This window comes from Clostridium polynesiense (assembly GCF_000820705.1).
GTDB lineage: Bacteria > Bacillota > Clostridia > Clostridiales > Clostridiaceae > Clostridium_AA > Clostridium_AA polynesiense.
Genome location: NZ_CCXI01000014.1, coordinates 1 through 24,440, shown reverse-complemented (window position 1 = coordinate 24,440; position 24,440 = coordinate 1). Strand labels below are relative to the sequence as shown.

Annotated in this window: 31 protein-coding genes; 10 read left to right on the top strand and 21 right to left on the bottom strand. The window is 32.6% G+C overall.

Annotation, left to right across the window (positions count from 1 at the left end):
- Nucleotides 1-107: 107 nt before the first annotated feature.
- Nucleotides 108-533, bottom strand: a complete 426-nt coding sequence (locus TA89_RS02490) for a YkvA family protein (RefSeq protein WP_052447279.1) — start codon at nucleotides 531-533, stop codon at nucleotides 108-110.
- A gap of 217 nt (nucleotides 534-750) precedes the next feature.
- On the opposite strand from TA89_RS02490, the gene TA89_RS02485 reads away from it, so the two are divergent.
- The gene (locus tag TA89_RS02485; protein WP_040210552.1) at nucleotides 751-1,338 is read left to right on the top strand and encodes a nitroreductase family protein; all 588 of its coding nucleotides are present in this window, start codon (nucleotides 751-753) and stop codon (nucleotides 1,336-1,338) included.
- 57 nt (nucleotides 1,339-1,395) lie between these two features.
- Here the strand turns inward: TA89_RS02485 and TA89_RS02480 are convergent, their stop codons facing one another.
- Together TA89_RS02480 and TA89_RS02475 are read right to left on the bottom strand one after the other, a co-directional pair.
- Entirely contained in the window at nucleotides 1,396-1,899 is a 504-nt protein-coding gene (locus tag TA89_RS02480) for a GNAT family N-acetyltransferase (protein ID WP_040210550.1), read from the bottom strand.
- Nucleotides 1,900-1,989: 90 nt separating this feature from the next.
- Nucleotides 1,990-2,331, bottom strand: a complete 342-nt coding sequence (locus TA89_RS02475; protein ID WP_040210548.1) for a DsrE family protein — start codon at nucleotides 2,329-2,331, stop codon at nucleotides 1,990-1,992.
- A 151-nt stretch (nucleotides 2,332-2,482) separates the two neighbouring features.
- Between TA89_RS02475 and TA89_RS02470 the strand changes: the two genes are divergently transcribed.
- Nucleotides 2,483-3,376, top strand: a complete 894-nt coding sequence (locus TA89_RS02470) for a hypothetical protein (protein ID WP_040210546.1) — start codon at nucleotides 2,483-2,485, stop codon at nucleotides 3,374-3,376.
- 35 nt (nucleotides 3,377-3,411) lie between these two features.
- On the opposite strand, the gene TA89_RS02465 is transcribed toward TA89_RS02470, so the two are convergent.
- Nucleotides 3,412-3,810, bottom strand: coding sequence for a hypothetical protein (locus tag TA89_RS02465; RefSeq protein ID WP_040210543.1), 399 nt, complete (start codon nucleotides 3,808-3,810; stop codon nucleotides 3,412-3,414).
- 209 nt (nucleotides 3,811-4,019) lie between these two features.
- On the opposite strand from TA89_RS02465, the gene TA89_RS17570 reads away from it, so the two are divergent.
- On the top strand, nucleotides 4,020-4,910 hold the full coding sequence (locus TA89_RS17570) for a LysR family transcriptional regulator (RefSeq protein ID WP_052447278.1): 891 nt from the start codon (nucleotides 4,020-4,022) through the stop codon (nucleotides 4,908-4,910).
- 61 nt (nucleotides 4,911-4,971) lie between these two features.
- On the opposite strand, the gene TA89_RS02455 is transcribed toward TA89_RS17570, so the two are convergent.
- The 4 genes from TA89_RS02455 to TA89_RS02440 all read right to left on the bottom strand — a co-directional run bounded on the left by TA89_RS02455 (nucleotide 4,972) and on the right by TA89_RS02440 (nucleotide 8,847).
- A complete protein-coding gene (locus TA89_RS02455) occupies nucleotides 4,972-5,937 on the bottom strand; it encodes a polyprenyl synthetase family protein (protein ID WP_040210541.1) in 966 nt (321 codons plus the stop codon).
- 11 nt (nucleotides 5,938-5,948) lie between these two features.
- Nucleotides 5,949-6,473, bottom strand: a complete 525-nt coding sequence (locus tag TA89_RS02450) for a Gx transporter family protein (protein ID WP_040210539.1) — start codon at nucleotides 6,471-6,473, stop codon at nucleotides 5,949-5,951.
- An 11-nt stretch (nucleotides 6,474-6,484) separates the two neighbouring features.
- Nucleotides 6,485-6,871: a NusG domain II-containing protein gene (locus tag TA89_RS02445; protein ID WP_040210537.1), complete on the bottom strand. Its 387-nt coding sequence runs from the start codon at nucleotides 6,869-6,871 to the stop codon at nucleotides 6,485-6,487.
- A gap of 83 nt (nucleotides 6,872-6,954) precedes the next feature.
- Complete coding sequence (locus tag TA89_RS02440) at nucleotides 6,955-8,847, bottom strand: FAD-dependent oxidoreductase (protein WP_040210535.1); 1,893 nt, start codon at nucleotides 8,845-8,847, stop codon at nucleotides 6,955-6,957.
- Between the two features lie 329 nt (nucleotides 8,848-9,176).
- Here TA89_RS02440 and TA89_RS18480 point away from each other — a divergent pair, with 329 nt between their 5' ends.
- The 3 genes from TA89_RS18480 (at nucleotide 9,177) to TA89_RS02430 (ending at nucleotide 11,184) form a co-directional block, all read left to right on the top strand.
- Nucleotides 9,177-9,626 carry an FMN-binding protein gene (locus TA89_RS18480; protein WP_052447277.1) on the top strand — a complete coding sequence of 150 codons (450 nt, stop codon included), beginning with the start codon at nucleotides 9,177-9,179 and terminating at the stop codon, nucleotides 9,624-9,626.
- 88 nt (nucleotides 9,627-9,714) lie between these two features.
- Nucleotides 9,715-10,026: an FMN-binding protein gene (locus TA89_RS18475; RefSeq protein ID WP_052447276.1), complete on the top strand. Its 312-nt coding sequence runs from the start codon at nucleotides 9,715-9,717 to the stop codon at nucleotides 10,024-10,026.
- A 99-nt stretch (nucleotides 10,027-10,125) separates the two neighbouring features.
- Nucleotides 10,126-11,184, top strand: coding sequence for an FAD:protein FMN transferase (locus TA89_RS02430; protein ID WP_040210533.1), 1,059 nt, complete (start codon nucleotides 10,126-10,128; stop codon nucleotides 11,182-11,184).
- A 106-nt stretch (nucleotides 11,185-11,290) separates the two neighbouring features.
- On the opposite strand, the gene TA89_RS02425 is transcribed toward TA89_RS02430, so the two are convergent.
- A complete protein-coding gene (locus TA89_RS02425; RefSeq protein WP_052447275.1) occupies nucleotides 11,291-12,088 on the bottom strand; it encodes a CsxC family protein in 798 nt (265 codons plus the stop codon).
- A gap of 214 nt (nucleotides 12,089-12,302) precedes the next feature.
- Here TA89_RS02425 and TA89_RS18995 point away from each other — a divergent pair, with 214 nt between their 5' ends.
- Genes TA89_RS18995 through TA89_RS02415 form a run of 3 tightly spaced genes read left to right on the top strand, consistent with a single transcriptional unit; the run spans nucleotide 12,303 to nucleotide 13,950 of the window.
- On the top strand, nucleotides 12,303-12,431 hold the full coding sequence (locus TA89_RS18995) for a hypothetical protein (RefSeq protein ID WP_278246189.1): 129 nt from the start codon (nucleotides 12,303-12,305) through the stop codon (nucleotides 12,429-12,431).
- Nucleotides 12,428-12,832 (top strand): hypothetical protein, encoded by a 405-nt coding sequence (locus TA89_RS02420; protein ID WP_040210531.1) that lies wholly within the window; start codon nucleotides 12,428-12,430, stop codon nucleotides 12,830-12,832. The genes TA89_RS18995 and TA89_RS02420 overlap by 4 nt, the downstream gene beginning before the upstream one ends.
- A gap of 11 nt (nucleotides 12,833-12,843) precedes the next feature.
- Nucleotides 12,844-13,950, top strand: a complete 1,107-nt coding sequence (locus TA89_RS02415) for a glycosyltransferase family 4 protein (protein ID WP_040210529.1) — start codon at nucleotides 12,844-12,846, stop codon at nucleotides 13,948-13,950.
- Nucleotides 13,951-13,994: 44 nt separating this feature from the next.
- Here the strand turns inward: TA89_RS02415 and TA89_RS02410 are convergent, their stop codons facing one another.
- The 9 genes from TA89_RS02410 to TA89_RS02370 all read right to left on the bottom strand — a co-directional run bounded on the left by TA89_RS02410 (nucleotide 13,995) and on the right by TA89_RS02370 (nucleotide 20,744).
- Nucleotides 13,995-14,276, bottom strand: coding sequence for a DUF503 domain-containing protein (locus tag TA89_RS02410; RefSeq protein WP_040210527.1), 282 nt, complete (start codon nucleotides 14,274-14,276; stop codon nucleotides 13,995-13,997).
- A 71-nt stretch (nucleotides 14,277-14,347) separates the two neighbouring features.
- Entirely contained in the window at nucleotides 14,348-14,857 is a 510-nt protein-coding gene (locus TA89_RS02405) for a nitroreductase family protein (RefSeq protein ID WP_040210524.1), read from the bottom strand.
- 104 nt (nucleotides 14,858-14,961) lie between these two features.
- Nucleotides 14,962-15,267 carry a hypothetical protein gene (locus TA89_RS02400; protein ID WP_040210523.1) on the bottom strand — a complete coding sequence of 102 codons (306 nt, stop codon included), beginning with the start codon at nucleotides 15,265-15,267 and terminating at the stop codon, nucleotides 14,962-14,964.
- Nucleotides 15,268-15,284: 17 nt separating this feature from the next.
- A complete protein-coding gene (locus TA89_RS02395; RefSeq protein WP_040210521.1) occupies nucleotides 15,285-16,190 on the bottom strand; it encodes a hypothetical protein in 906 nt (301 codons plus the stop codon).
- 12 nt (nucleotides 16,191-16,202) lie between these two features.
- Nucleotides 16,203-16,778, bottom strand: coding sequence for a GNAT family N-acetyltransferase (locus tag TA89_RS02390; RefSeq protein WP_040210520.1), 576 nt, complete (start codon nucleotides 16,776-16,778; stop codon nucleotides 16,203-16,205).
- 224 nt (nucleotides 16,779-17,002) lie between these two features.
- On the bottom strand, nucleotides 17,003-17,971 hold the full coding sequence (locus TA89_RS02385; protein ID WP_040210519.1) for a siderophore ABC transporter substrate-binding protein: 969 nt from the start codon (nucleotides 17,969-17,971) through the stop codon (nucleotides 17,003-17,005).
- A gap of 37 nt (nucleotides 17,972-18,008) precedes the next feature.
- Nucleotides 18,009-18,767 carry an iron ABC transporter ATP-binding protein gene (locus TA89_RS02380; RefSeq protein WP_040210518.1) on the bottom strand — a complete coding sequence of 253 codons (759 nt, stop codon included), beginning with the start codon at nucleotides 18,765-18,767 and terminating at the stop codon, nucleotides 18,009-18,011.
- Nucleotides 18,764-19,801, bottom strand: coding sequence for an iron chelate uptake ABC transporter family permease subunit (locus tag TA89_RS02375; protein ID WP_242850059.1), 1,038 nt, complete (start codon nucleotides 19,799-19,801; stop codon nucleotides 18,764-18,766). Before TA89_RS02375 ends, TA89_RS02380 begins: the two co-directional genes overlap by 4 nt.
- Nucleotides 19,791-20,744, bottom strand: coding sequence for an ABC transporter permease (locus TA89_RS02370; protein ID WP_040210517.1), 954 nt, complete (start codon nucleotides 20,742-20,744; stop codon nucleotides 19,791-19,793). Before TA89_RS02370 ends, TA89_RS02375 begins: the two co-directional genes overlap by 11 nt.
- A 270-nt stretch (nucleotides 20,745-21,014) precedes the next feature.
- Between TA89_RS02370 and TA89_RS02365 the strand changes: the two genes are divergently transcribed.
- The gene (locus tag TA89_RS02365; RefSeq protein WP_040210516.1) at nucleotides 21,015-21,785 is read left to right on the top strand and encodes a helix-turn-helix transcriptional regulator; all 771 of its coding nucleotides are present in this window, start codon (nucleotides 21,015-21,017) and stop codon (nucleotides 21,783-21,785) included.
- Between the two features lie 157 nt (nucleotides 21,786-21,942).
- On the opposite strand, the gene TA89_RS02360 is transcribed toward TA89_RS02365, so the two are convergent.
- From TA89_RS02360 to dut, 3 genes are all read right to left on the bottom strand, one after another.
- A complete protein-coding gene (locus TA89_RS02360) occupies nucleotides 21,943-22,353 on the bottom strand; it encodes an RrF2 family transcriptional regulator (protein WP_040210514.1) in 411 nt (136 codons plus the stop codon).
- Between the two features lie 84 nt (nucleotides 22,354-22,437).
- Entirely contained in the window at nucleotides 22,438-23,805 is a 1,368-nt protein-coding gene (locus TA89_RS02355) for an MATE family efflux transporter (RefSeq protein ID WP_242850058.1), read from the bottom strand.
- A gap of 41 nt (nucleotides 23,806-23,846) precedes the next feature.
- Nucleotides 23,847-24,287 (bottom strand): dUTP diphosphatase, encoded by a 441-nt coding sequence (gene dut / locus TA89_RS02350; protein ID WP_040210513.1) that lies wholly within the window; start codon nucleotides 24,285-24,287, stop codon nucleotides 23,847-23,849.
- Nucleotides 24,288-24,440: the final 153 nt, after the last annotated feature.

The following is a 24,440-nucleotide window of genomic DNA, read 5'->3' as shown; positions in this document are numbered from 1 at the left end:
TCCTTCCCCTCTTTACACCATCATACATAACCCATTAATATTATATATCAAATAAAGCTAAATTTAAATCTCTATTATGTAATACGATAATTCTTTTAAAAGACCACCTATACAGATGATCTTTTAAAAGTTTCTTTCCAGTTTTTATATTTATATAATTCATGATTTATCTGTTTTATTATAAAGCCTAAAATTGCAGCGTCATCAAGAATACCGAATCCTGCTAAAAAGTCAGGTACTATATCTATAGGTGAAACAAAATATATCAGCCCTGCCAAAACAAAAACTATAGCGCTCTTGGATATGTCCCTGTAATTTCCTTTAGACCAGTCTCTGCTTAAACTGAATAGAAGCTGAAGCTTATCCCATATATCAGATAAAGCACCTCTATCCTTTTTATTTGATTTTCTTTCTGCCGCTTTGATAAGTCCTTGAGCTTTCTTAGGGTTTTCATAATAATCCTCAGCTTTGTCTTCCCATTTACTCCTCTGATGCTTTTTGTATATTTCAACGAATCTGCTGTTCTTTTTCATATACTATCATCTCCGTGAATTTTATTAAATTTGTTTATTATAATTATATTTAAGTAAAACCCGGTTTTCAATAAAACCGAATATAATTCTTCTTTTTTTTACTCTTTATACATATTCACTTATTTTATAAATAAAAATCCATTCTTGTAGATATTTATATACAATTGAACTAAAATATAATTAATAATGATTATTAGTTTTAGAAAGGAGATTTATGATGGAATTAAAAGATGCGGTAAAAGCTAGAGCTACAACATATAGATTTACTCCTCAGGATGTACCAGAAGACATGATTAAAAGGATTATAGAGGCGGGTACCTGGGCACCAAACAGACATCTTACAGAACCCTGGAGGTTTTGGGTATTAACTGAGAACGGGAGAGTTCCTCTTTCCAAAACCATGAAAAGTATTGCAGAGGACATAATGGCAGAAGCTCCTGATGAAGAAAGAAATAAAAGGATAGAAACCTATGAAAATCTTCCTTTCAGAGCTCCGGTAAATATCATTGTAGCCTGTGAAGTTACAGAAAACCCTAAGGTTATCCCTGTAGAAGAAACTGCAGCAGTAAATGCCTGTATACAAAATATGCTGTTAACCGCTGCAGATTTAGGGCTTGGTGCATTTTGGGGTACAGGGAATTATGTATATCACCCTCAAATGAAGGAGTTATTAGGTCTTAAAGATAAGGATCAGGTAATAGGCGTGGTTTATATAGGCTATGCTGAAGCTAACAACCGTGTTAGAAAAAGAACACCATTTTCTAATTTCACAAAATGGGTTAAAGAGGACACCTCATATATTTAATAAATTAGTAAAAAGAAATCAGCATCCAAATATTCACAGATGCTGATTTCTTCTGCTTTATTTCAGCTGTAAAGCAGCAAGATTATTGAGTTTTTCTCCTGTCACCCTATAAACTGTCCATTCTTTAAGAGCTTCAGCCCCTAAGCTATTATAAAAACTTATGGCAGGGTCATTCCAGTCAAGGCACGACCATTCAAACCTTCCGCATCCTTCCTCCACTGCTATCTTAGCTATATGGCTCAGCATTACTTTTCCTATGCCCTTCCCTCTATATTCAGGTTTTACAAATAAATCCTCCAGGTATATTCCCGGTTTGCCTAGAAAAGTAGAGAAGTTATAAAAAAACAAGGCAAAAGCAGCTGGTTTTCCCATATATTCACCTATAATCACCTGAGCTTTATTTTTTCTGAATAAAGATTCTTCTAAAATTTCACAATCTGCAGTAACCTGATTTTCCATATGCTCATATTCAGCAAGGCCTTTAATAAATTCTAAGATAATTGGACAATCCTCCTTTTCAGCAAAACGAATTTTAAATTCATCTAAGACAACCTGTTCCATGTCTATACCCCCATATTAAGCTCTTATATACTTACTGTATAAATTCACTATAAATTTATCTGAAGAATAAATCAACATCTTATTTATAAGTTAAGGTTTTATATAACCCCAGCCCTGAGCTTGTTTTTTCACCAGCTCCCCTACTCCTGAAGGAACTATGTATGCAAAATCTCTGAGCTCCTCCTTACTTATATCCATATTTTTCATAGAATTACCACAAACAGCAAAGGTTACTCCCTTTTCTTTAAGTTCTATAACCTTATCATAAAGTTTGTCTTCATTACTAAGCATTAAAGTTACAGCATCTCCATTTAAAAGAAGCTCAATCTCTCCATTTTCCCCTAGATCTCTCATGAGATTTTTTATATTTATTAAACCATGAGATAAATTGCTGTTATCTGACACATGAAATATTACTTTATAATTATCCATACTATCTTCTCCTTTATTTTATATAAATTATAATATATTAAGAAATAAGCATTATAAAACTGTATACTGTTATGGCATATTATTCTGATAGTAATATATATATATTAAGCAAAACATTTACTGATAGAAATTATTGTATAAGGAGTATTATATGAATCAGCATCCCTTAATCATTCCTTTTGAAAATGTTATAGATTTCCCTGAAGGATTTAAAGAGCTTCACTATAAAATTAAAACTTATGACATCATTATAAAGCCTGATTTAGCTTGTGTACTTCATTATCCAAATAAGATTTACGTAACAGGTAACTTTGATTATACCATAACTTTAAAATTCCTCTTCTACCCTTCTTATAAGTCTCAAGATAACACTGTGCTTATAACTTCCAGTCACAGCCTGAGATTAAATGCTTACCACTCCTCATCAGATTATACAGTATATCAGGCCTTCTACCCCTTGGTTTCATGCAGAAATGCCTCATATATCATCACAGCCTCTTTTAAAAACAAGAAAAACAGCAGCATAAAGGTTAGAGGAGAATTTTATATAGACATACTGTATGAATCTATTGGCGACATTAAAAATGGAAGCTTTGAAGATGGCTTCAGCCACTGGAACATAACTTCTGGTTCCTCTGGAAAATATGAAACATCAAAAAACTATAAGGAGCATTATCCTTTAGAGGGGATAAACTTTGCGGTTCTTAAAAGCTGTGGGGAAAATTCCTTTACAGGACTCAGCCAAGGATTTTCCGCCAAAAAAGACAGCATACTTAAAGGCTATGCATTTTTTTCATCCGGAGATATTCCTCTCTTCGATAATTATGCTGAAATAATCTTGAAAGACCTCTCTGCTTCAGAAGAAATAAGCCTTTATAAAGCAAGTGTGAATTCCAGCGGCAATACCCCTTGGACATCTTTTCAATACCAATTTCAAAAGGATGGAAGCTATATACTGGAAGGAAGAGTGGTTACTTTAGGAGATCCTATTTTTGAAAGCTTCTTGGGTCTTGATAATATACATTTATTATTTAATAAAGATTAAATATTTGTAATCTCATTATCTGTCATAAAAGTATTCTACTGAGGAAAGTTAACTTCCCCATCAAAATCTTCAAAGAGCTGAATTTCCGTAACAGAAAAAATTACATCATCCAGTTCGAAGTAGGTATCTTTATTAAAATGTATTTGGTCCTCATAAAAAAGTTCCTTTAAAATCTGCTTTTCCAGAGCATGGGAATGATCAATGGCTTTTATTATTTCTTCTACCCTATAAGCATGTACAGTTCCATTTTTAACTCCCGCAGCTTTTACACCTTCAAAATCAGAAATAGCATCTCCAACTGTTATTTCATAATCATTTCCAAAGTTAAACTTATTTTTATTTATCCATTGAATCACATAAGCCTCTGCTTCTGCTTTGCTGTTAAATCCGATAACTTCATTGTCTTCATCGAATATCAAAACTATATCCTGCATTATTTTCCCTCCTCTTAAATAATCTTACTTTAAGAAATAATACCATATAACTATAAAATATCTCAAAATAAATGTATAATTATTTGTTAACAATTATTTATAATTCTGTTGAAAAATATAATTATTATGTTGTTTTATATTTGAATTTAATGTAAAATATCATAATGAATAATTTGTCAACGTATTATACTATTTTAAAGGTGGAAATTATGCATATAGAATATTTTAAGTTTTTTTATGATGTAGCCAATTGCAAGAGTATTTCTAAAGCTGCAAGTATGTCCCATATATCTCAATCAGCTTTGAGCCAGCAGCTTAATAATATAGAAAACAGATTAGGAGTAAGGCTTTTAGACCGGAGCAATAAAGGTGTTGAGCTTACTCCTCAGGGCAGACTTATGCTTAAACACATAGAGGTTATGCTGAAATCCTATGAAAGAATGCTGGAGGATGTAGACAGTTTTAAACTGGATAAGTCTTTAATCGTTATAGATTATTATTATAACTTGACTAATCCTTATATATCTTCTATACTATTTAATTCTAAGAAAAAGTTTCCCCAGTATGAGTTAAGACTGAACAGCTCTCCTGTTGAAAATATTGAATCCAATTTGATTAACCATATTTCTGACTTAGGTATATCCTTTAAAGAGCCTGAAGATAAATCTATTCTCTTCTCTAAGCTTTTAGATGACAACCTTGTATTAACCGCTGCAAGCTCCTTCAACGTTCCCCGTTCCATAACTTCTGAAGAGCTTATAAATTATCCCTTGATTATTTTAAACGACAGGATTAATGTGAAAAGAAGACTTCATTTGTCTCTTAATAAATATAATAAAAATTTTTCGGATTTAAATGTTTTATACATGGTAAATGCAGTGGCTACAGCTAAAGAATCAGCATTAAATGGTTATGGACTAACTATTCTTCCCAGAATGTCCATATCCGATGAATTAAAAAGAGGTACTTTAAAGGAAATAAACTTAAAAGATGCAGTTTTGGATTACAGTATATATTTACTGCACACCAGCGATAATTATAAAATTATAAAACCTTTCATAGATTATATGAAAAGGGAATGTAAAAAAATAATAATTTAAAAGCAAGAGGTTTTCAATAAGGAATTAATCCCTATGGAAAACCTCTTGCTTTATGTATCCTTTAATACGCTCTGTTCAGCATCATCTCTGCAACATCCTTCAATATATATTTATATTCATTTTCCGGTAATTTATCTATGAGATTAAATGCTTTTAAAGTATATTTCTCTGCTAAACGTTTTGATTTATCTATTCCACCGTAGTTATTTACCATGGAAATAATCATAGAAATATCGCTGTCCTCATATTTACTTTTATCTATAACCCTTCTAAGTTCCCCTTTATCCTGCTGGAGAGCATAAATAATAGGAAGGGTAAATATTCCTTGTTTTATATCACTAGTGGCAGGCTTTCCTATTTCAGAGTTTAATCCTGTGTAATCTAATACATCATCAATAATCTGAAAAGCCATTCCAATATTATGTCCAATATTCCAAAGCAGTCTGTTTACCTTTTGGCTTGCCCCAGCTTCCGCTGATCCGATGTATAAACTTAGAGAAAATAACTCTGCTGTTTTACCTGAAATTCTAGAAAGATAATCCTTTATAGAAACTTGAGATTTGAAACGGGTGTTAAGCTGCTCCACTTCACCCAGACAAATCCTTGACATGGATTTACTGTCTATTTTTATACTCTGCAGTGAAGAATTTGATGCCAGGATTTTAAAACACACGCAAAATAGGAAATCACCAATGTAAACAGCATAGTCTTTCCCATACTTTGATTGAATAGTTTCCTGACCTCTCCTTAATTTTGAATCATCTATAACGTCATCATGAACCAATGTGGCCATATGCAGCATTTCCATTACCGCAGCCAATGCTCTTGCTCTTTCTTCGTTATATTCACCGAAATGGGAGGATATAAGGGTAAATGCCGGTCTTAGCATTTTCCCTCCTGAATTAATCAAATCCAAAATTGAGCTTTCAATTTTTTTATCCTTACACCTAGTGCTTTCTTTCATTAATTGTAGCACAGCTTCCATCTCTTTTTTTAATTTAGGATATTGAAGCCACATTTTATCCATTGCATCAACCTCTATTGTTTAATTTTCTTAAAATAAGGTATTTTTTTAAGATGTTTAGTTAAATAATTAGCTGAAACGCCAATAAATATTCCCGTTCCTATACCAGCTATAGATAATACAGGAAGATAAACAGTAATCCCTAAATTTCTAACTATAGCTGCAGCTACCAAAAGCTGACCTACGTTATGAAAAACTGCACCAGAAGAGCTTACTCCTATAATACTGACTTTATCTTTAAATAATTCTTTGGTAATTACCATAGCCGCAAAGCTTAGAACTCCCCCCCCAATACTATACATAAAGCTTGAAAGATTTCCTCCAAACATAGTAGCTAAAGTAATTCTCATAAGAATAACCAAAAATGCATCCTTATAATCGTCTAAAGTATAAAGTGCTATTACCGTTACAAGATTAGACAAGCCTAATTTAGCTCCGGGAGTTATAAAGGGTACCGGTATCATGGATTCAAAAATATGAAGTACCAGCGCTTGTGCAACTAATAATGCTAAATATACCATCTTTGATGTTTTTTTCATTAACAATCACCTCAGTGTGATACTTTATCTAACTGTTCTTCATCTTCAGCGGCACCTTTAATCTCTATCATAAGTTTATGAGGAAGACAAACTAAAGATTCTCCAGGCTTGCTTATGAAGCCAGGCTGTATGCAGACTTTATCAGGGCAATCCGCTTCTATGATGGCTATAGAAGAGTCTCTTACCACTATCTTATTTTCTCCATACTTATTCTTAATGAGAAAACTGTCCTCTCCCTTGTTTGAAGAGAGAGGGACAGTCTTATAATGCTTCCCACTTATGGTTATTTCTGCGTAAGTATTATTAAAATTCTTTTTTCCCTGAATGCCGAATATTATCTCAGGCAGAAAAGAAACAGCAAGCAACACTGCAATAATAATTATATCCATTTTCTTCATATAGTTAGTTTCCACCTTTGTTTTTTTTGAAACCTTACTATTAGCATACTGAAAAATTTTCCATAAGTCTAGTTTATTCTATCTTATTTTTGCTTATATACAGCTACCTTGTCACCGTACCACCAATTTCCCACCATTTTACTTATCCATGGTATTACAAAATAATCAAGTCCAAAGGTTCTTCCTGCTCCTCCCATAAGAGCTATTGATCCAAAGAAGTACCATAATATTTCCCATCCGGCCATAGCAGACAGTACAAAGTTAACTACTAAGAATGCAGATGCAGCACTGGCAAGGAAGGTGAATAATCCTGCTATAAGGGCTAATCCAATGCAGATTTCCATAAATACCACCATTCTTTGGAACCATACAGCAACTTCTGCATTTGGTATCATTATTTTCATAATAAATTCATAGAACTTTGGCATTTTTTCTATTATAGGAGTTGGCCAGTTTGCAGCACCTGCTGCCTGTGATGCTCCTGAAGCAGCATCAGCAGCTGCAGAAGCTCCTGAAGTTCCATTAACCTGAAGCCATTCAAAAGGCATTTTTACATTTCCGCTCTTTAACCAGCTGTCACTGCCCATACCTGCTTTTAATTTATTCAGTCCTGAAGCAGCCTCCCAGGTTTCTTCCCCAACGAACTTTTTAAGTCCTTCTAATAACCACAGAACACCTATATATAATCTTAAAGGCACAAGCCATAATCTATTAGACTTTGAAGATAAATGTCCTCTCATGATGGATCTCTTATCTTCTATAGTAAAGAATTCGTGCTGAAGATAATTATAAACCGCATGAACTCCATTTACTCCAAATAAATAATACATATTAATAAGATGCTTCATAACTAATGCAAAGAAGCCTGATAATTTTATTCCTGCTAAATTAGCAACTCCATATCTTCCTCCCACTGAAACCATGAAGCCGTGATAATTGGATTTAAACTCCACCTTGGAGGATTTTTCTATATCAGCGATTATGTTTTTAGCTGCAGTTGCTGCTGTCTGCTCCGCTGCTTCAACTATTTGAGGAGTTCCTTTTCCAGGCTCTTCCTCAAAGTAGGCTATATCACCTATAGCATATACATTTTCTTTACCTACTACCTGCATATGAGTATTGGTTTGAAGTCTACCTGCTCTAGCTCTGTCTAATCCGTATTGTGCTACCTGAGCATTAGCTTGTATACCACATGTCCAAATTAAAGTTTGAGTTGAAATTTCACTTCCATCTTTAAGTACGATTTTTGAAGGAGTAACTTCTACGATCGGAGAGTTTTTAAGAACCTCAACTCCATGCTTAATCATGTATCTTTCAGCTTTGTCCGCCTGCTTTCTATCAAGCATATTAAGGATTGTTCCTAGGGCTTCTACCACATATAATTTAACTTCATTTATATCTATTCCATACTCTTTTGCAAGCTTTGTCTTCCACTCAAGAAGCTCCCCTGCCATCTCTATACCTGTAAATCCGGAGCCGGCAACTACAAAGGTAAGCATTTCTCTTCTCAGTCTTTGGTCTCTTTCCCTGGAAGCTTTTTCAAAGGTATTTTGGATATGCTTCCTTATTTTAAGTGCATCTTCAAAGGACCATAGTGTAAATCCGTGTTCTTTTACTCCCGGAACTCCAAAGAATGCCGGTTCTGATCCTGTTCCGATTAAAAGATAATCATAGCTGAATTTATCATTTTTTGTAGTTACAGTTTGGGCTTCTGTATCTACATTAGTAATATAATCTATTACCAGATTAACTTTTGTTCTATGAAATATCTTTGAAAGCTCTACCTGAACAGATTCAGGATGAACTCTTCCCCCAGCCACCTCATGCAGCTCTGTCATTAAAGTATGGAAGGGATTCTTATCGATAAGAGTTATCTGTATGTCGTCGTTTTTCTTATATTTTTTTGCAAGCATTTTAGCTGCATGAATACCGGCATATCCTGCACCTAAAATTACAATGTGCTTACTATTATTCATTTAATCACTCCTCAAAACATGACTTTTATAATTTATGATTATCTATAACTACCATATTAAATTTTATATTTAAATAGTATTTATGTCTACATTTATTTACATATGCTCTTTCTTTTATTTTCTTTATATGATATTAGTGATGAAGGCTGTAAATTCCTATTTGTTAAGTTATTAATTATACAAAAGAAATCACTCCAGTTATAAGTTTTACTAATATTATATTAGCAATTTGAATATCATAAATCTGTGACGTCATTGTATAATTTGTATTGTAATATCCCATAAATAGGTATTACATAATTTCTATTTTTAGTAAGGGGGATTTCATAATGAAAAGAAATCGTATAATTAGTTTAATAGCTGCAACTGTTTTATCTTTAACAATGTTAGCAGGCTGCGGAAATAAATCTGATTTCAAAGACGGTAAGTACAAAGCTGAGTATGACAAAGAAGATACAAGAGGCTGGAAAGCTTTCACTGAAATCGAAGTAAAAGGCGGCAAAATAGTTTCCGCAAACTATGACTATGTAAATAAAGAGGGAAAACTTAAATCTAAAGACGAAGGCTATAACAAAGCAATGAAAGAAAAATCAAAAACAAGTCCAGCAGAATATGGTCCAGCTTTAGGAAAAGCTTTAGTAGACAAGCAGGATCCAGCTAAGGTTGACAAAGTAACCGGTGCAACACATTCTTGGGAGCAGTTTAAAGAGCAGGCTCAAAAGCTTATAGAAGAAAAATTAAAAAGGCGATACATCTACTTTAAAATTAGCTCAGCCTGACGTAAAGAAAGAAGTTGCATTAAAGGACGGAAAATACAAAGCTGAATTTGATAAAGAAGATACAAGAGGCTGGAAGGCTTTCGTTGAAATGGAAGTAAAAGGCGGAAAAATAGCTTCTGCTACTTATGATTATGTAAATAAAGAAGGAAACCTTAAGTCTAAAGATGAAGCTTACAATAAAGCTATGAAAGAAAAATCAGGAACAAGCCCAGCAGAGTATGGTCCAGCTTTAGGAAAAGCATTAGTTGAAAAGCAGGATCCCGCTAAGGTTGATAAGGTAACTGGAGCAACTCATTCTTGGGAGCACTTTAAAGAGTTAGCTTCAAAGCTTATCACTGAAAAAGCAGCTAAAGGCGATACTTCCGTTTTACAATTAGCTCAACCAGATGTTAAAAAATAATATTTAATATAATAAAAGACTTTAGGTATTCCTAAAGTCTTTTATTAATAGTAAAATTTCTATATACTAAAGAAGTATTCTATTATAGGAGGATTACTTATGACTAAATTTAAAAAGCTTTTCGCCGCAACTTTTTTACCCCTTGCTGTTATTTCTGTGCTTAACGGATGCTCCAAACCCCCTAAAACTGAAAAGGAAGTCCCCAGTGAGCCTTTAACAAAAACTGAATTTTTCATGGGTACTGTTGTATCCATTAGCCTATACGACAAGAAGGATGATTCTATTTTAGAAAAAGCCTTTGACAGGGTTAGGCAAATTGAGAGCGAATTAAGCATTAATAAAGAAGGAACTGAAATAGATAAGGTGAATGATTCTGCAGGTAAGGCACCGGTTAAGGTTTCCGAAGATGCCTTTATAAATATAAAAAAGGGTATAGAATACTCCAGGCTTACAGAAGGCTCCTTCGATATAACTATAGGTCCTTTGGTAAAGCTTTGGAGCATAGGACTCCCTGAAGCTAAGGTTCCTTCTTCGGAGGAAATAAAATCTACGATTCCTCTTATTGGCTATAAAGATTTAGAAATCAATGAAAGCGCAAAAACAGTTTACTTAAAAAAGTCTGGAATGAAAATAGATTTAGGTGGAATAGCTAAAGGCTATACTGCAGATGTAATTTCCCAAATATTAAAGGATAACGGAGTAAAAAATGCCTTAGTAGATTTGGGCGGTAATATATATGCCCTAGGTAATAACCCTGAAGGCAGACCATGGAAGATTGGAATTCAAAACCCCTTTGACTCCCGAGGCAAAATTGTAGGTTATGTTCCTGTAGAAAATAAATCCGTTGTTACCTCTGGAATTTATGAAAGATTTCTGGAAAAAGACGAAAAAAAATACCACCATATACTTAATCCATTTACAGGCTACCCCTATGAAAATGAAATCGCAGGAATTTCTATAATCAGCGATAAGTCAATTGACGGAGATGCCCTTTCCACCTCTGTTTTTTCCAAAGGTCTTGAAGGCGGAATGAAATTTATAGAAACCCTCTCTGATGTAGATGCTGTATTTGTGACTAAGGATAAAAAAGTATACGTAACGTCTGGGATTAAAGACAGCTTTAAACTTACAAATGAAGATTTTAAGCTTGAAAATTAATATAACGGCATAAGCAAATATAAACACAAGGATTTAGCCCTACAAATCCTTGTGTTATTTTATAGTTACCTTTATCTGATTTTTTAATACTTATTAGATAATGATATTATCTAATATTAACCTGTTGATCTTGAAGAACTTTAATTCTAAGGTATACAACCATTTTTTCTATTAATCTTCCAAATTTATTTTCATAATCTTTTTCTTTATCTTCATAACATTTTTCTTTATCTTCATATGGTGATGGTCCTTGGTCAGCATGATAATAAACATCTTCTTTTACTGTATCAAGCTCAATTATTCTGGCCCCTTCCAGTTCACAGAACGGTCTCTCTAAATAGAACACTTCTTCTTCAAAGCCAGTTTCACATAAAAGCTTTCCTAATGTCTCGTCACACTCTTCCTTCTTATGACAGTCCTTAGTGAAATAATCAAATTCCTTAACTCGTGATCTGAATTTAAAAACCGGAGGTTTATCAAAGAATACCTCTGTTACTGTTTGGAATGGAACCTTTGCGGTGGCATGCTTAATTAAACCATTTTTAACATCAGCATATTCACATTCTTCAATAGTAGCATATTCTATATTCTTTTCTACAAACCCCTTAATAAATAGTTTACCGGAAATCAATCTTCCATCGCAGTCTTTTTGGCCGGCATTAGGAAGAAGCTTGCACTGTGTAAGAAAAACATTCTTTTTAACCCTTTTAATTTCAAAGAAATCGTCTTTTATATCTATACATGCTTCTACGTCTATTTGAACTTCTTTTTCTGCAAGAACTACCGGAACCTTTGCAGTTAAGGGTCCATCAGTACCATTAGGATTTATATTCTTACCAGGGCTAAAAGGCAGAGTTTCGGCTTTTACTTTTCCGCAGGGTTTAAACTTATAATCGTATACCAATTTTTACTCCTCCTATAAGTTAATTTAATTTTTATTTCTAATGTATTATATTCCTGAGGATTCTTTATGTTACAAGATTGTATATATATCGACCTAAAATATGCCCTTATTTTATAGAATAAAATTAATTTCAATATATCTTGAGTTATGAAGTAAAATTCAGCTCAGCCATGCATATAAATTAGTAATATACTAATTTATATAGAGGTTATTTATGGATAGGAATAATGTCATCGTAACAGGGTTATCAACAAAAGATGAGCTGTCAAATGTTAAATTTCACTATGCAGAGCATTTTACAGAAAAGGAATATATTTTCTTGATAAGACGGATTATCCAATGATGCAGATAAATGAACTCAATGTTTCATTATTGATAAACGGCCATAGGGAAGTAACCATTTCCAATGAAAGGTTAATGTTCCTTGAGGGAGAGAAGTTCTTTTCCATCACTTACTCAACTTCAGAAAATAAAGTGCTGAAAACAGAATTTTCATATCCCTATACCCTTTTAATTAAGCTTCCGCCTTTAAAGGGTGATGTGGAATCCGTGAAAGTATATCTTATAGATATATATCCTTATTTTATTAACGAATATACCATATACTGTACCTTGTTCTGCACGGCTGCAGTAAATTTTCAAAAAACTCCCCATAACAATTCAAGAGATAAGGAAAATTATGCCGCTGAGTATGAAGAATCCTCTGCTTATAAGAGATTTGACCCTGAAGAAGAATGTATGTAGGAGGTAGAAAGATGAATATCTGTATAGATGGTTATGCTGCCTTAAATCTTCCCGGAACTTTTATAAGCTCCTACAGTGAAGAGCTTATTAAAGATCTGACCTTTTCAGAACATCCCCACAGCATGCACGTTATTTTTGAAAATGATAATTATAAGAAACTATTGGATAAAAGCTCTTGGTGCATTCCTGCAAATATTGAGCTTCAAAGGCAGAAAAATAATTATGATATCTTGGAAAGATATCTTTATGAAAACGGCATAGAGGTATATCATTCATTAAACAATGGGTTCAGTTTACCTAAGAACAAGTGCTGCTCTTATGTAATTACCGTACATTCTTTATATCCCGTTGAAAACAAAGCAAAGGTTGATTCGAAATACTACAGCAAGTTTCTAGAGGTATTTCCTGAATCTATTGAAAAAGCTGATAAAATCATCGCTGTATCAGGATTTATTAAAGATGAGCTAATGAGACTATTTAATATTAATGAAAATAAAATCCATGTTATATATCCTGTTATATCTAATATTTATAAACCTCTATCCTTTAGTCAGTGTAAAAACTATATATATGACAAGTACCACATTAAAAATGAATTTATTTATTACTGCGGTAATATACACACTAGTAAAAATATAGAAAGACTAATTGGCCTTTTTAAAATTGTAAGCAGCAGATGCAGAGATTTAAAACTCGTTATAACAGGAGACATAACCGGCAAAAAAGAGGAATACTACAGAGAGCTTCAAAACTTATCAGAAAAGTTAGATGTAAAAGACAGGGTTATTTTTACAGGCCTTATCCCTAAGGAGGATACTGTATATTTCTATAATAGGGCTAAATGTGTGGTAAGTTTTTCTGAATATGACGGTTATCCTCTTTCCTTAAGTGAGGCTGCCCTCTGTAAAACTCCTATAATCTGTCTGGATAATCCTTCAGTTAAAGAGATTTTAAATAACTGTGCTGTAACCTGCAGCCTTTCTAATGCTAATGAGATTTCAGAATTTATATATTACTTAAGTAACAATAACCAGTTCAGAAGCAATATAATAAATAAGATGGAAGCTCCTCTTTATTCTAAGGCAGAAGAATATTTGGAATTTTATAGTCAGATTTAATATATTAGGCAGTTGAATAGGATATACCATTCAACTGCCTAATATCATAGTATTTCCATCAATGTATCTATTATTTCTGCTTCACAGTTATTGTTAATATAATCTATAACCTTCTGCAGAACGCTGTTAGCATGGGAACTTTCGTTTGTAACACAGCAGACTCCTAAAATTATACTCTGATGGAGATCCTGATCCTCTACTTCAGCTATTGAAACATTAAATTTATGCCTTATCTTATCTATTATGCTTTTTACCACCATTCTTTTTTCTTTAAGGCTATGAGACCATGGAACCATTAAATGTATTTTTAATGTGCCTATTATCATGACTTCCTCCTTAAAAAAGCATCTATCTAAAGCTTAAAGAAGCTTTAAGGATAGATGCTGTTTAATAACTTCTAAATATATTTAATTTCTTTTTCTTTTAGTTCTTTAGGCTCAGCTACTAGATTCTCAGGAGCATACCCTATAGGGAGTATTGCTACAGGTACCTCGCCTTCTTCAGCACCTATTATAGATTTAACTTCATTTTCATCAAAATTTCCTACCCAGGTAGTAACAAGACCTAAACTTTCCACAGCCAGCATTGCATAAGTACATGCTATAGTCGCGTCCTGAATGCTGTAGAGTTTTTCACCTCTTTCACCATAAAACTTCTTTGACGCTTGAGGAAGTGCGCTGAATACCATAACCACAGGAGCATCATCTACAAAGGTAACCTCCTGAAGAGCTCCTCTTATTTCTCTTGATTTAATTACAGTAATTTTAAAATCTTCTAAATTTCCTGCAGTAGGTGCAAGTCTAACCACCTTTAATATTTTTTCTACTAATTCTTCACTAACTTTATCTTGAGAAAATTTCCTTATTGATTGCCTTTTTTCTAATAGTTCAGTAAACTCTTTATACATTTTAAATCACCTCGTCAGATAACAATATTTGTTATATTAAAATTATAATTCATTTTTGAAATAATTACAATATTCTATATTAATTAATATAAATTATTAATAAATCAATAACATTCTTTTAATTTTTTATAAACTTCCTGCAAAGGGATTTCTTTAGATAACTTACAATACTTTACTAATAAATATTTATTTTCATTAAAGTATTGCCATTTAATTATGTGATAAGATTTATTTATTTCACCACAATACTCAATTCTGCAGACATCTAGCTCCTTTAAAAGAGCAAGGGCTGTTTTATAGCTGCTGCATAATATACATCCAATATTTAAATCACTATCTAACAACCTCTTTGAAGCCTTAGCCAATGAAAGGTGTATCTTTTTATCCAGCAAATCCATTTTTATATTCATTGCTGAAGAGAAATCCTCTAATTTACTATATCCTCTTTGCTTGCTGCAGTGGTTACACCAATAAACTTAGTTTTATTATTATATACAAGATAATTATAAGCCCTCCTCTGCTCCTCCTCAGGGTTTATTATCAGGCTGTATATATTAAGGTTATAAAATTCTGCTTTACTGCTTTTAATAAAATCATTTAGTTTATCTATATAATTTAAAGATTTACTGCTGGATAAAATAAGCATTTTATCTAAACCTTCACTGTTTTCCTTTTCTATAAAGGACTTATTGTATAAATAATATAAACAGGTTAAAAATGAAGAACCGGAAATAATATAGTAAGGAATGCTGCTGTTTTTTATTGCTTCAGCAATAATCCTTATATCATTATTGCTGTTTCCATCAAATACTTGAATTTCCTCTGGTGATTTTTTTATCTTTAATAAAATATCCTCCGATCCCCTGCATAAATCATTCAATGAAAAATGAATAACGTTATTTGTGAAAGTATTTTTCAGCTCACCTATTAAATATCTGCAGCTAAGTTCTTCATTATAATTATATAGGGTATTATCCTTAATATACCCTCCAATTAAATTGTAATACTCTTCAGGTTCTGCAGGAATTACAGCAATATTCTCCCTGCCGCTTTTAAAATCTAAAATACTGCTTATATCTGAAATTAAATTCTCAGTGTTCTTTTCTGAATAAAGGGAAAAAATATACTCTTTCTTAAAATCCTCCGGTATTTCTTCTGTGAAAACAGCCTTAAAGTACTTATCTTCCTCTATAATAAGCAGAAAATCGTAAACTAAGTCTTCTATTTCAATTATATTATTGAGTTTAATTCTACAGCTTATACTTCGCACTTTTAATTTTTCTGCAAAAATTACAGCATCTCTAATCATATGAAAAAATGTTATAAACTTCATAAATTCCTCCTCTTAAATATAATATTTAGGATTGATTAGGGATAATAATAATAAGTCCTTCAAATCCTTTAAATCATAAGTGTTATCCAATTTAAATCCAGCCTTACAGCACACTTTTATTGAAGCTGTATTTTTCTTATGTACCCATGCATTTAAAGCATATATTGGGGTATTCTTAAATATATAACCTGCCAAATGCTTTAATGCTTCAGTGGTAATTCCTTTATTTGTATATCTTATATTAATAAGATATCCTACTTCTGCAGTAAGGCTTTTAACATCTATTGAATGAATACCTATAAGCCCTACCAATTTATTTGAGTTACTGCATACAACAGCCCAATCTATCCTTTTTTTATATCTAAAATGGTTATTGATTTCTTCTATAAAAATCTGTGCATCTTCTAAAACCTTCATTTGAGGAGCTCTTTCATATAAGGCTATATGCTCCCCTGAATATAATTCTAATATATCTTCTGCGTCTTCTTTATAAATTTTCCTTAAAAATATATTCTCACCATAAATATCATCACACTTTTGAAACACACTCTCTAAAGAAGCAGTTTTGTCACTACTGTATAAACTCATTTAAATCACCAAACTCATGCTTATTATAAAATATACTCCTGGAATGATTTTATAATGATAATTATATAAGCTTATTTTTTTAAGTATTTGTAAACTTATTTTAACTATGAAGATACTTTGCCGCAGATAATGGATAAATAGTATTTTCTTAAAAGAGACAATTCCTTTTAAAATAAAAGAGCAGCAATATTTTTAAATATTACTGCTCTTTTAATAATAATTTATTATTTTAATGCTGCTGCTACTTCTTCAATCATTTTACCAAAGGAGGTTAATCCTCCTCCGGATAAGTACCAGTAGCTTGGCTCTAAGTAAATCATTTTTCCGTTCTTATAAGCACTTGTTTTCTTAACCAGATCGTTTTCCAAAGATTTAGATGCAGAGCTTGCCCCTTTTGTTCCTACTGCAGCACTTCTATCTATAACAAAAATATAATCAGGATTTTTCTCATTTATATATTCATAGTTAATTTTCTGTCCGTGAGTAGAATCCTCTAAGGTATCATCCACCGCTTTAAAACCCAGTTCATCAATCAAAGCAAACCTTGAGCCTGGTCCATACGCACTTATATTTCCATCATTTGCCAGTATAGTAAGAGATTTTTTCTCCTTCACTTTATCTTCCGTCTGAGATTTTATTTCTGCTGTTCTCTTATCTAAAACATTAATCTTTTCAGCCGCTTTGTCCTCCACATCAAAAATATCTCCAAGAATGGCTGTATTATCCTTAAAGGACTTAATATAGTTTTTATTATCTATAGCAATATATATAGTTGGAGCAATTGAACTTAAATCTTTATAAAAGTCAGCTTGTCTTCCTGATATGATGATTAAATCAGGGTTAAGCTCGCTTATAGCCTCTAAATCGGGCTCCTTCAAACCTCCTATGTTAACATATTTCTTATCTGAATATTTGTTCAGATAATCAGGAAGGTTATTTTGCGGGATCCCTGACACTTCCACCCCTAATGCGTCTAAGGTATCTAATGCTCCTAAATCAAAAACTGCTACAGTTTCCGGCTTCTTTGAAATATTCACTTCACCGAATTTATGTTTTACTGACACAGTTTTATATTCTGTTACTTCCCCTTTTGCACTTTTGTCTGAGGCATCTCCTTTTCCCGTACTAACACAGCCCACTGCCAGAGTTCCTGCTACAACTGCCGATACTATTGATAAGATAATTTCCTTCATATATGTGCACCTCTTTATCTTTTATATTTATTTGCTCCTATTGAAAATAGTTGCATATTTTTTTACCCTTTACAGACTCTATATGTATATCTAAATCATAAATTTCCTTAAGAACATTTTTATCTATAATTTCATCAGTGCCTCCTTCTTTTATAACCTCTCCTTTTTTTAATGCTACTATATAATCAGAATAGCAGGAGGCAAAATTAATATCATGGATTACTATAATAACTGTTTTCTTTAGCTCATCTACAAGCCTTCTCAGTATCTTCATTATTTCAGAAGAATGCTTCATATCTAAATTATTAAGAGGCTCGTCTAGGAATATATACTCTGTATCTTGAGCTATAGTCATAGCTATAAAGCTCATCTGTCTTTCTCCACCGCTGAGCTCATCAATATATCTGTTTTCATATTCCTTAAGTCCCATATAATTTAAAGCCTCATCGATTATTCTATTATCTTCTTTAGTGAGTCTTCCTTGAGAATAGGGAAACCTACCAAAACTGACAAGCTCTCTTACCTTTAACCTGATATTCATATAGTTTGCCTGGGGAAGTATTGAAAGCTTTTTTGACAGCTCACTATTATCCCATTGAGAAAGCTCTCTGCCTTCAATTATAATTTCACCGGAATCCTTGCTTATAAGCCTGCTTACCATGGAAAGCACAGTACTTTTTCCAGCACCATTAGCTCCTATAAAAGAAATCAGCCTGCCTTTTTCTAAATTTATAGAAACATTATTTACTACATTCTTATCTCCATAGTATTTTTTTAAATTTCTAACCTTTATCATCTGCTGCTCTCCTTTAAAATAAGATATATGAAATAACTTCCTCCTATAAAATTAATAACCACGCTTAAATTTGTGCCGAAGTCAAATACTCTCTCCACCATTAGCTGACCTCCCACTAAAGATATGATGCTTATAAAAATCGCTGCAGCAAACCAGTATAAGTGTTTATATGTCTTCATAACCTCCTTAGCAAGGTTAACCACTAAAATTCCCAGAAAGGTTATTGGCCCAACTAAAGCTGTGGAAACAGATATTAATACAGCAGTTAGTAAAAGATACTTTTTAACAAGTCTATTGTAATCAATCCCCAGATTAATTGCGTTGTTCCTGCCTAAAGACATAACGTCCAGAAATTTAATATCTCTATAGGCAATTAAGAATATAACAGTTATTGCAAAAGCGCTTAAAGCAAGTATTCCTGTATTCACATTACTAAAGCTTGCAAACATCTTGTCCTGAACTATTAAAAACTCATTAGGATCTATAAGCATCTGCATGAAAGAGGATAAACTTCCAAAAAAGCTTCCAAATATCATTCCGATAAGAAGTAAAAAGTATATATTCTGTCCTTCTCTTTTAAACATAAGCCTGTATAGCACCGCTGAAAATCCTATCATTAAAGCAAGGTTTATAAGGAAATTTATATTCTTATTCATTACCATGTAACTGGAGGAGCCAAAAAGGTATACTACCAGAGTTTGAATAAACATATAAAGGGAATCTAAACCTAATACGCTTGGAGTCAAAATCCTGTTATTAGTTATGGTCTGAAATACCACGGAAGAAAAAGCTATAGAGCCTCCTGTTAAAATCATTGCAGCAATTTTCTTTACCCGTCTTGGAAAGTTAAAATCAAAGTTCTTTTTTGTTAATCCAATGAAAATGAAGGTAAGCACCACCACAAAAGAAATCGCTGCCAATAAAATCAAGGTCCTTTTATTAGAATCCGATATATAATCCTTTAATACTCTTTTTTTTACAAAAAGTTTATCCTTAAAGCTTGACTTAATCATGTTAACACCATCATACTGCATACTCTTTTCTCCTTAATAGCAGATATAAAAATATTCCGCTTCCGATAACTCCTACAACTACCCCTATGCTTAACTCATAAGGGTATATAATAACCCTGCTTAATATATCGCATATTAAGACAAAAACAGCCCCCAAAAGTGCAGTATGAGGTATATTTTCTTTAAGGTTATCTCCATTATATAATGAAACTATGTTTGGAATAATCAGACCTAGGAATGGGATGGACCCAACTGTAAGTACCGTTATTGAAGTAATCAGCGATACAATTACAAGCCCCATTGTCACTACTCTGTTGTAATTCAATCCTAGATTTACAGAAAAGCCTTCCCCCATACCGGCAATGGTAAATTTATTTCCATAAATATAAGCGATAAAAACCATAGGAATTCCCAAATATAAAAGTTCATATCTCCCCTTAATAATTAAGGAAAAATCACCTTGAAGCCATGAAGATATGTTCTGGACCAGATTATTCTTATAAGCAAAAAAAGTAGTTAAAGAGCTTATTATATTTCCAAGCATTATACCCATAAGTGGAATAAACACTGCATTTTTATATTTAATCTTGTTCAGAAGCTTCATAAATATTAAGGTTCCTGCTAAAGCAAATATGAATGCTATTATCATTTTTTGAAAATAAGTAGCCGATCCAAAAAGCATCATTGATGTCAAGATTCCCAGCCTTGCCCAATCTGTAGTAGCTGCAGTAGTTGGAGACACAAATTTATTTCTGCTTACAGACTGCATTATAAGACCGCTTATACTCATGCCCATTCCTACAACAATAATGCTTATTAGCCTAGGTATTCTGCTTATGAGCATTACCTGTACACTAGCTTCGTTAAGCCTAAATAATTCCCAAGGATATATATCCTTTATACCTATAAATAAGGAAATCATACTGAATATAATCAGCATATAAATTAAATGTCTCTTTTTCATCTTATCCCCCAAACTCCTCATTAGTATTTATAAACCCTTATCTCCTCATAACAATCCACATAATTCAGCTTTGACTTAATTCTTTGACACTGATATAATTTAAATCTAATTGGTATTGATTTTTATTATCATTTAGTATTTTATCAGCTATAGAAATATAAATCTTAACTATATTTATTTTTTTATAATTATATTTGTACATTTTTATACTTGTTAATTAAATATCTATATATCTAATATGCTTTATTGCTAAATATGGAGGGATTTTATTTGTATGAAGAGCTATACTTAAATCAAAAGCAGACTCAGGAAACTGTAGAAGGCTTTTATCACTGCACTAGCATTCCTATTAAGTTTTATGCTTCTAATCACCACCCTATTGCAGCTTACGGCTACAGCGATGAATATGAATGCCTTATAGAGGAATATAAAATATATAAAGGTCTTATAACTAAATTTATAAATAATACAGTAACCTCTTCCTTTGAAACAATATATGTAGAAGATAATATATGTTTTACCGGAATTCCCTCCTGTCCTAAAATACTGGATCAGGGAATTTATATTATAGGTCCATACCACGAAGAAGAGGTGTCTGACTCTGTAATTCCTTATAAGCCTAAAAAGTACATACCTAATCTAATAATGCTGCTTCATGGTATTGCTAAAAGCTGCGAAATAGTAGATTCTCACCTTTCATCAAGGAATACAGCATACTGTCTGTATGTAAAAAAAGGAATAGATTTCATGTATGATAACTACCAAAATCCTATTACCTTAGATGATATATCTAAACATGTTAAGATTAACAAATGTTATTTCTGCAGCCTATTTAAAAAAGAAGTAAATAAAACCATATCTCAGTTTTTAAATGAAATAAGAATAGATAAGAGTAAAGAACTGCTTGTTAAAAGAGATATGTCTATACTGGATGTAGCATTAAATGTAGGCTTCAATAATCAAAACTATTATAATATGACCTTTAAAAAGTTAACAGGAAGTACTCCTATGGAGTTTAAAAGAAGTTCCATAGGGGTGTAACCAAATATAATCCTTAACGGGATGGCTTCATATAGAGCATAAAAAAACAACAACTCAAAGTTGTTGTTTTTGCATTTTATAAAATATAAAACAAAATTTTTTAAGGTAAAGCTTATCTGCTGAAAGATAAGATTAATCCTCTAATTACTTATATTAACTAAATTCTATCCTCTAATATATCTTTAAAATTAATTGACTCCAGCTCCTGTATTAAAACCCTCTGAACTCTGTATAAAGCTTTATGAACCTTACACTGCTCCGCTTTTCCCAAGTTGCAGGAATGAGGATCCTCCATGCATTTATTTATATATATTTCTCCTTCTATAGCTTCATAAACCTTCTTTAAGGTTATTTCTTCCGGAAGCATGTTAAGTGAATATCCGCCATTAGCTCCTCTAAAGGATTTAACAATGTTGGAGGCTGCCAGCTTACCTAAAAGCTTTAATAAAAATCTCAAAGGAATTTTTTCTTCATAGGAAATCTTTCTAGCTTCTACCTTATTTTCTTCAGTACTAGATAGAAATGCGATAACCCTTAAAGCGTAATCCAACTCTTGTGTAATTCTCATAATAACTCCTTACTTAAATTATACTCACAAAAACAGTTTAAATTTGGTATTCTATCTTTACAAGAATAATGAAACTTAATACCTCTACATATTATGAACTAAATTGTTAATCCATTTACCCGATCTAAACCTATAATATCCCAATATCGCCTTAGCTATTTCCTCAAGCATTGACAGGGCAGCCACAGCATATACCGGCATTCCCAATATAAAAGCAGCTATCATAGAAAGCGGTACCCCTATAAACCACATTGTAGAGGCTTCTATGTAAAAGGCAGCCTTAGTGTCTCCTCCGCCTCTTAATATACCTACTATCATTACCAGATTAAAGGTTCTAAAGCACATCACTGCTGCTGTTATATATAAAATATTTCGTGTATAATCATATACTAACTGAGATATATTAAAAAATGATAATATAAAAGGTGCAAACAGAGATATACCTGCTGCTATAAGTACTCCGATAACTATAGACAGCTTAATAAACTTTCTGCTGTAGCTTCTTGCAGACTCGTACTCCTGAGCTCCTACTCTGTTCCCTATAATTACCATGCAGGCGTTAGATACACCAAATATGACCACCATAAAAAGGTTAGTTATAGTATTGTTGATCTGCATAGCAGCGGTTGCCTGAGCTCCTATCCTTCCATATACTATATTGTACATAACTATTCCCAGTCCCCAACAGCTTTCATTCAAAAGTACAGGCAATCCTTTTTTCAGTATTTTCAAGGAGAATTCTGAAGTTAAGTCTATTAATTCTTTAAATTTAGCAGCTAAAGGCGATCTTATATGATACACATAATAAATCATCAAAACTGCTTCCAGAATTCTAGCTATTAATGTAGCTAATGCAGCTCCCTGAACTCCCATAGCAGGAGAACCTAAGTTTCCGAAAATGAATACCCAGTTAAGAAAGGTATTGCATATAAGTGCAAAGGCACTTACCAGCATAGGTATTTTAGAATTTTCTATACCTCTTAAGGAGGCAGCATAGCTGAAGGTTACAGCTGTAAAAGCATAGCTGAAAGCTACTATGACAATGTATTGTGACCCGCTGGTTACCACATTTCCGTCTTTATTAAAAATAGAAATAATGCCTTGTGGAAAAATAACTGCAGCCAAGGTAAATACCAAGGCTATGAAAACGGAAATGATCAGCTGCAATCCTAATACCCTTTTAATATTCTTTATGTCTTTTTTACCCCAGAATTGTGAAATAAACACTGCACAACCGCTGGTTATTCCAAATAAAATTATGGTAAACAAAAAGAAAAACTGATTAGCAATACCTACAGAGGCAATTTCTACTTCACCTACCGCACCTATCATTACGGTATCTACTGTGTTTAATGCTGATGCTATGAAATTTTGAATCACTATAGGAACAGCAATTAAAAATAATTTATTGTAAAAACCCTTGTCTATAATTTTGCCCTTTTCTGTATTCAATATGTTTCCTCCATAAACCAAACTATAAAATATGTAAATTATTATTTAAGACCTGATGAGCCAAATCCCTTTTCACTTCTCATAGTCTCAGATATATCCTGTACCTCAGTCACTTTAACCGGATAAACAGGTGCTACAACCATCTGAGCTATTTTCATACCTTTTTCCACCTTAAAATTCTCTATACCATGATTTATCAATATAACTTTTATCTCTCCTCTATATCCTTCATCAATGGTACCAGGGGTATTTAATACTGTTAAAGAATATTTAAGAGCCAAGCCACTTCTTGGTCTTACCTGAGCCTCGGTATTGGGAGGCAGTTCTATTTTAATTCCCGTGGAAATCAAAGCACTCTTACCAGGTTTTATAATCACTTCTTCTACAGAATATAAATCTAATCCAGCATCTCCCGGATGAGCATAATTAGGTATCACAGCATTTTCATGGATCCTAAGTACCTTAAGTTCTAAATTATGCATTTATTCCTCTCCTTTATAAAAAAAATATTATAGGAAGGGAAGACCTTCCTATAATATTTTAACACCAACAACCGCATAAGAATAGTAAAAGAATAATTATTAGCAGATTATCATCTATTATTTCATCTCTCCGTGGATTACAGTGATGAGGGG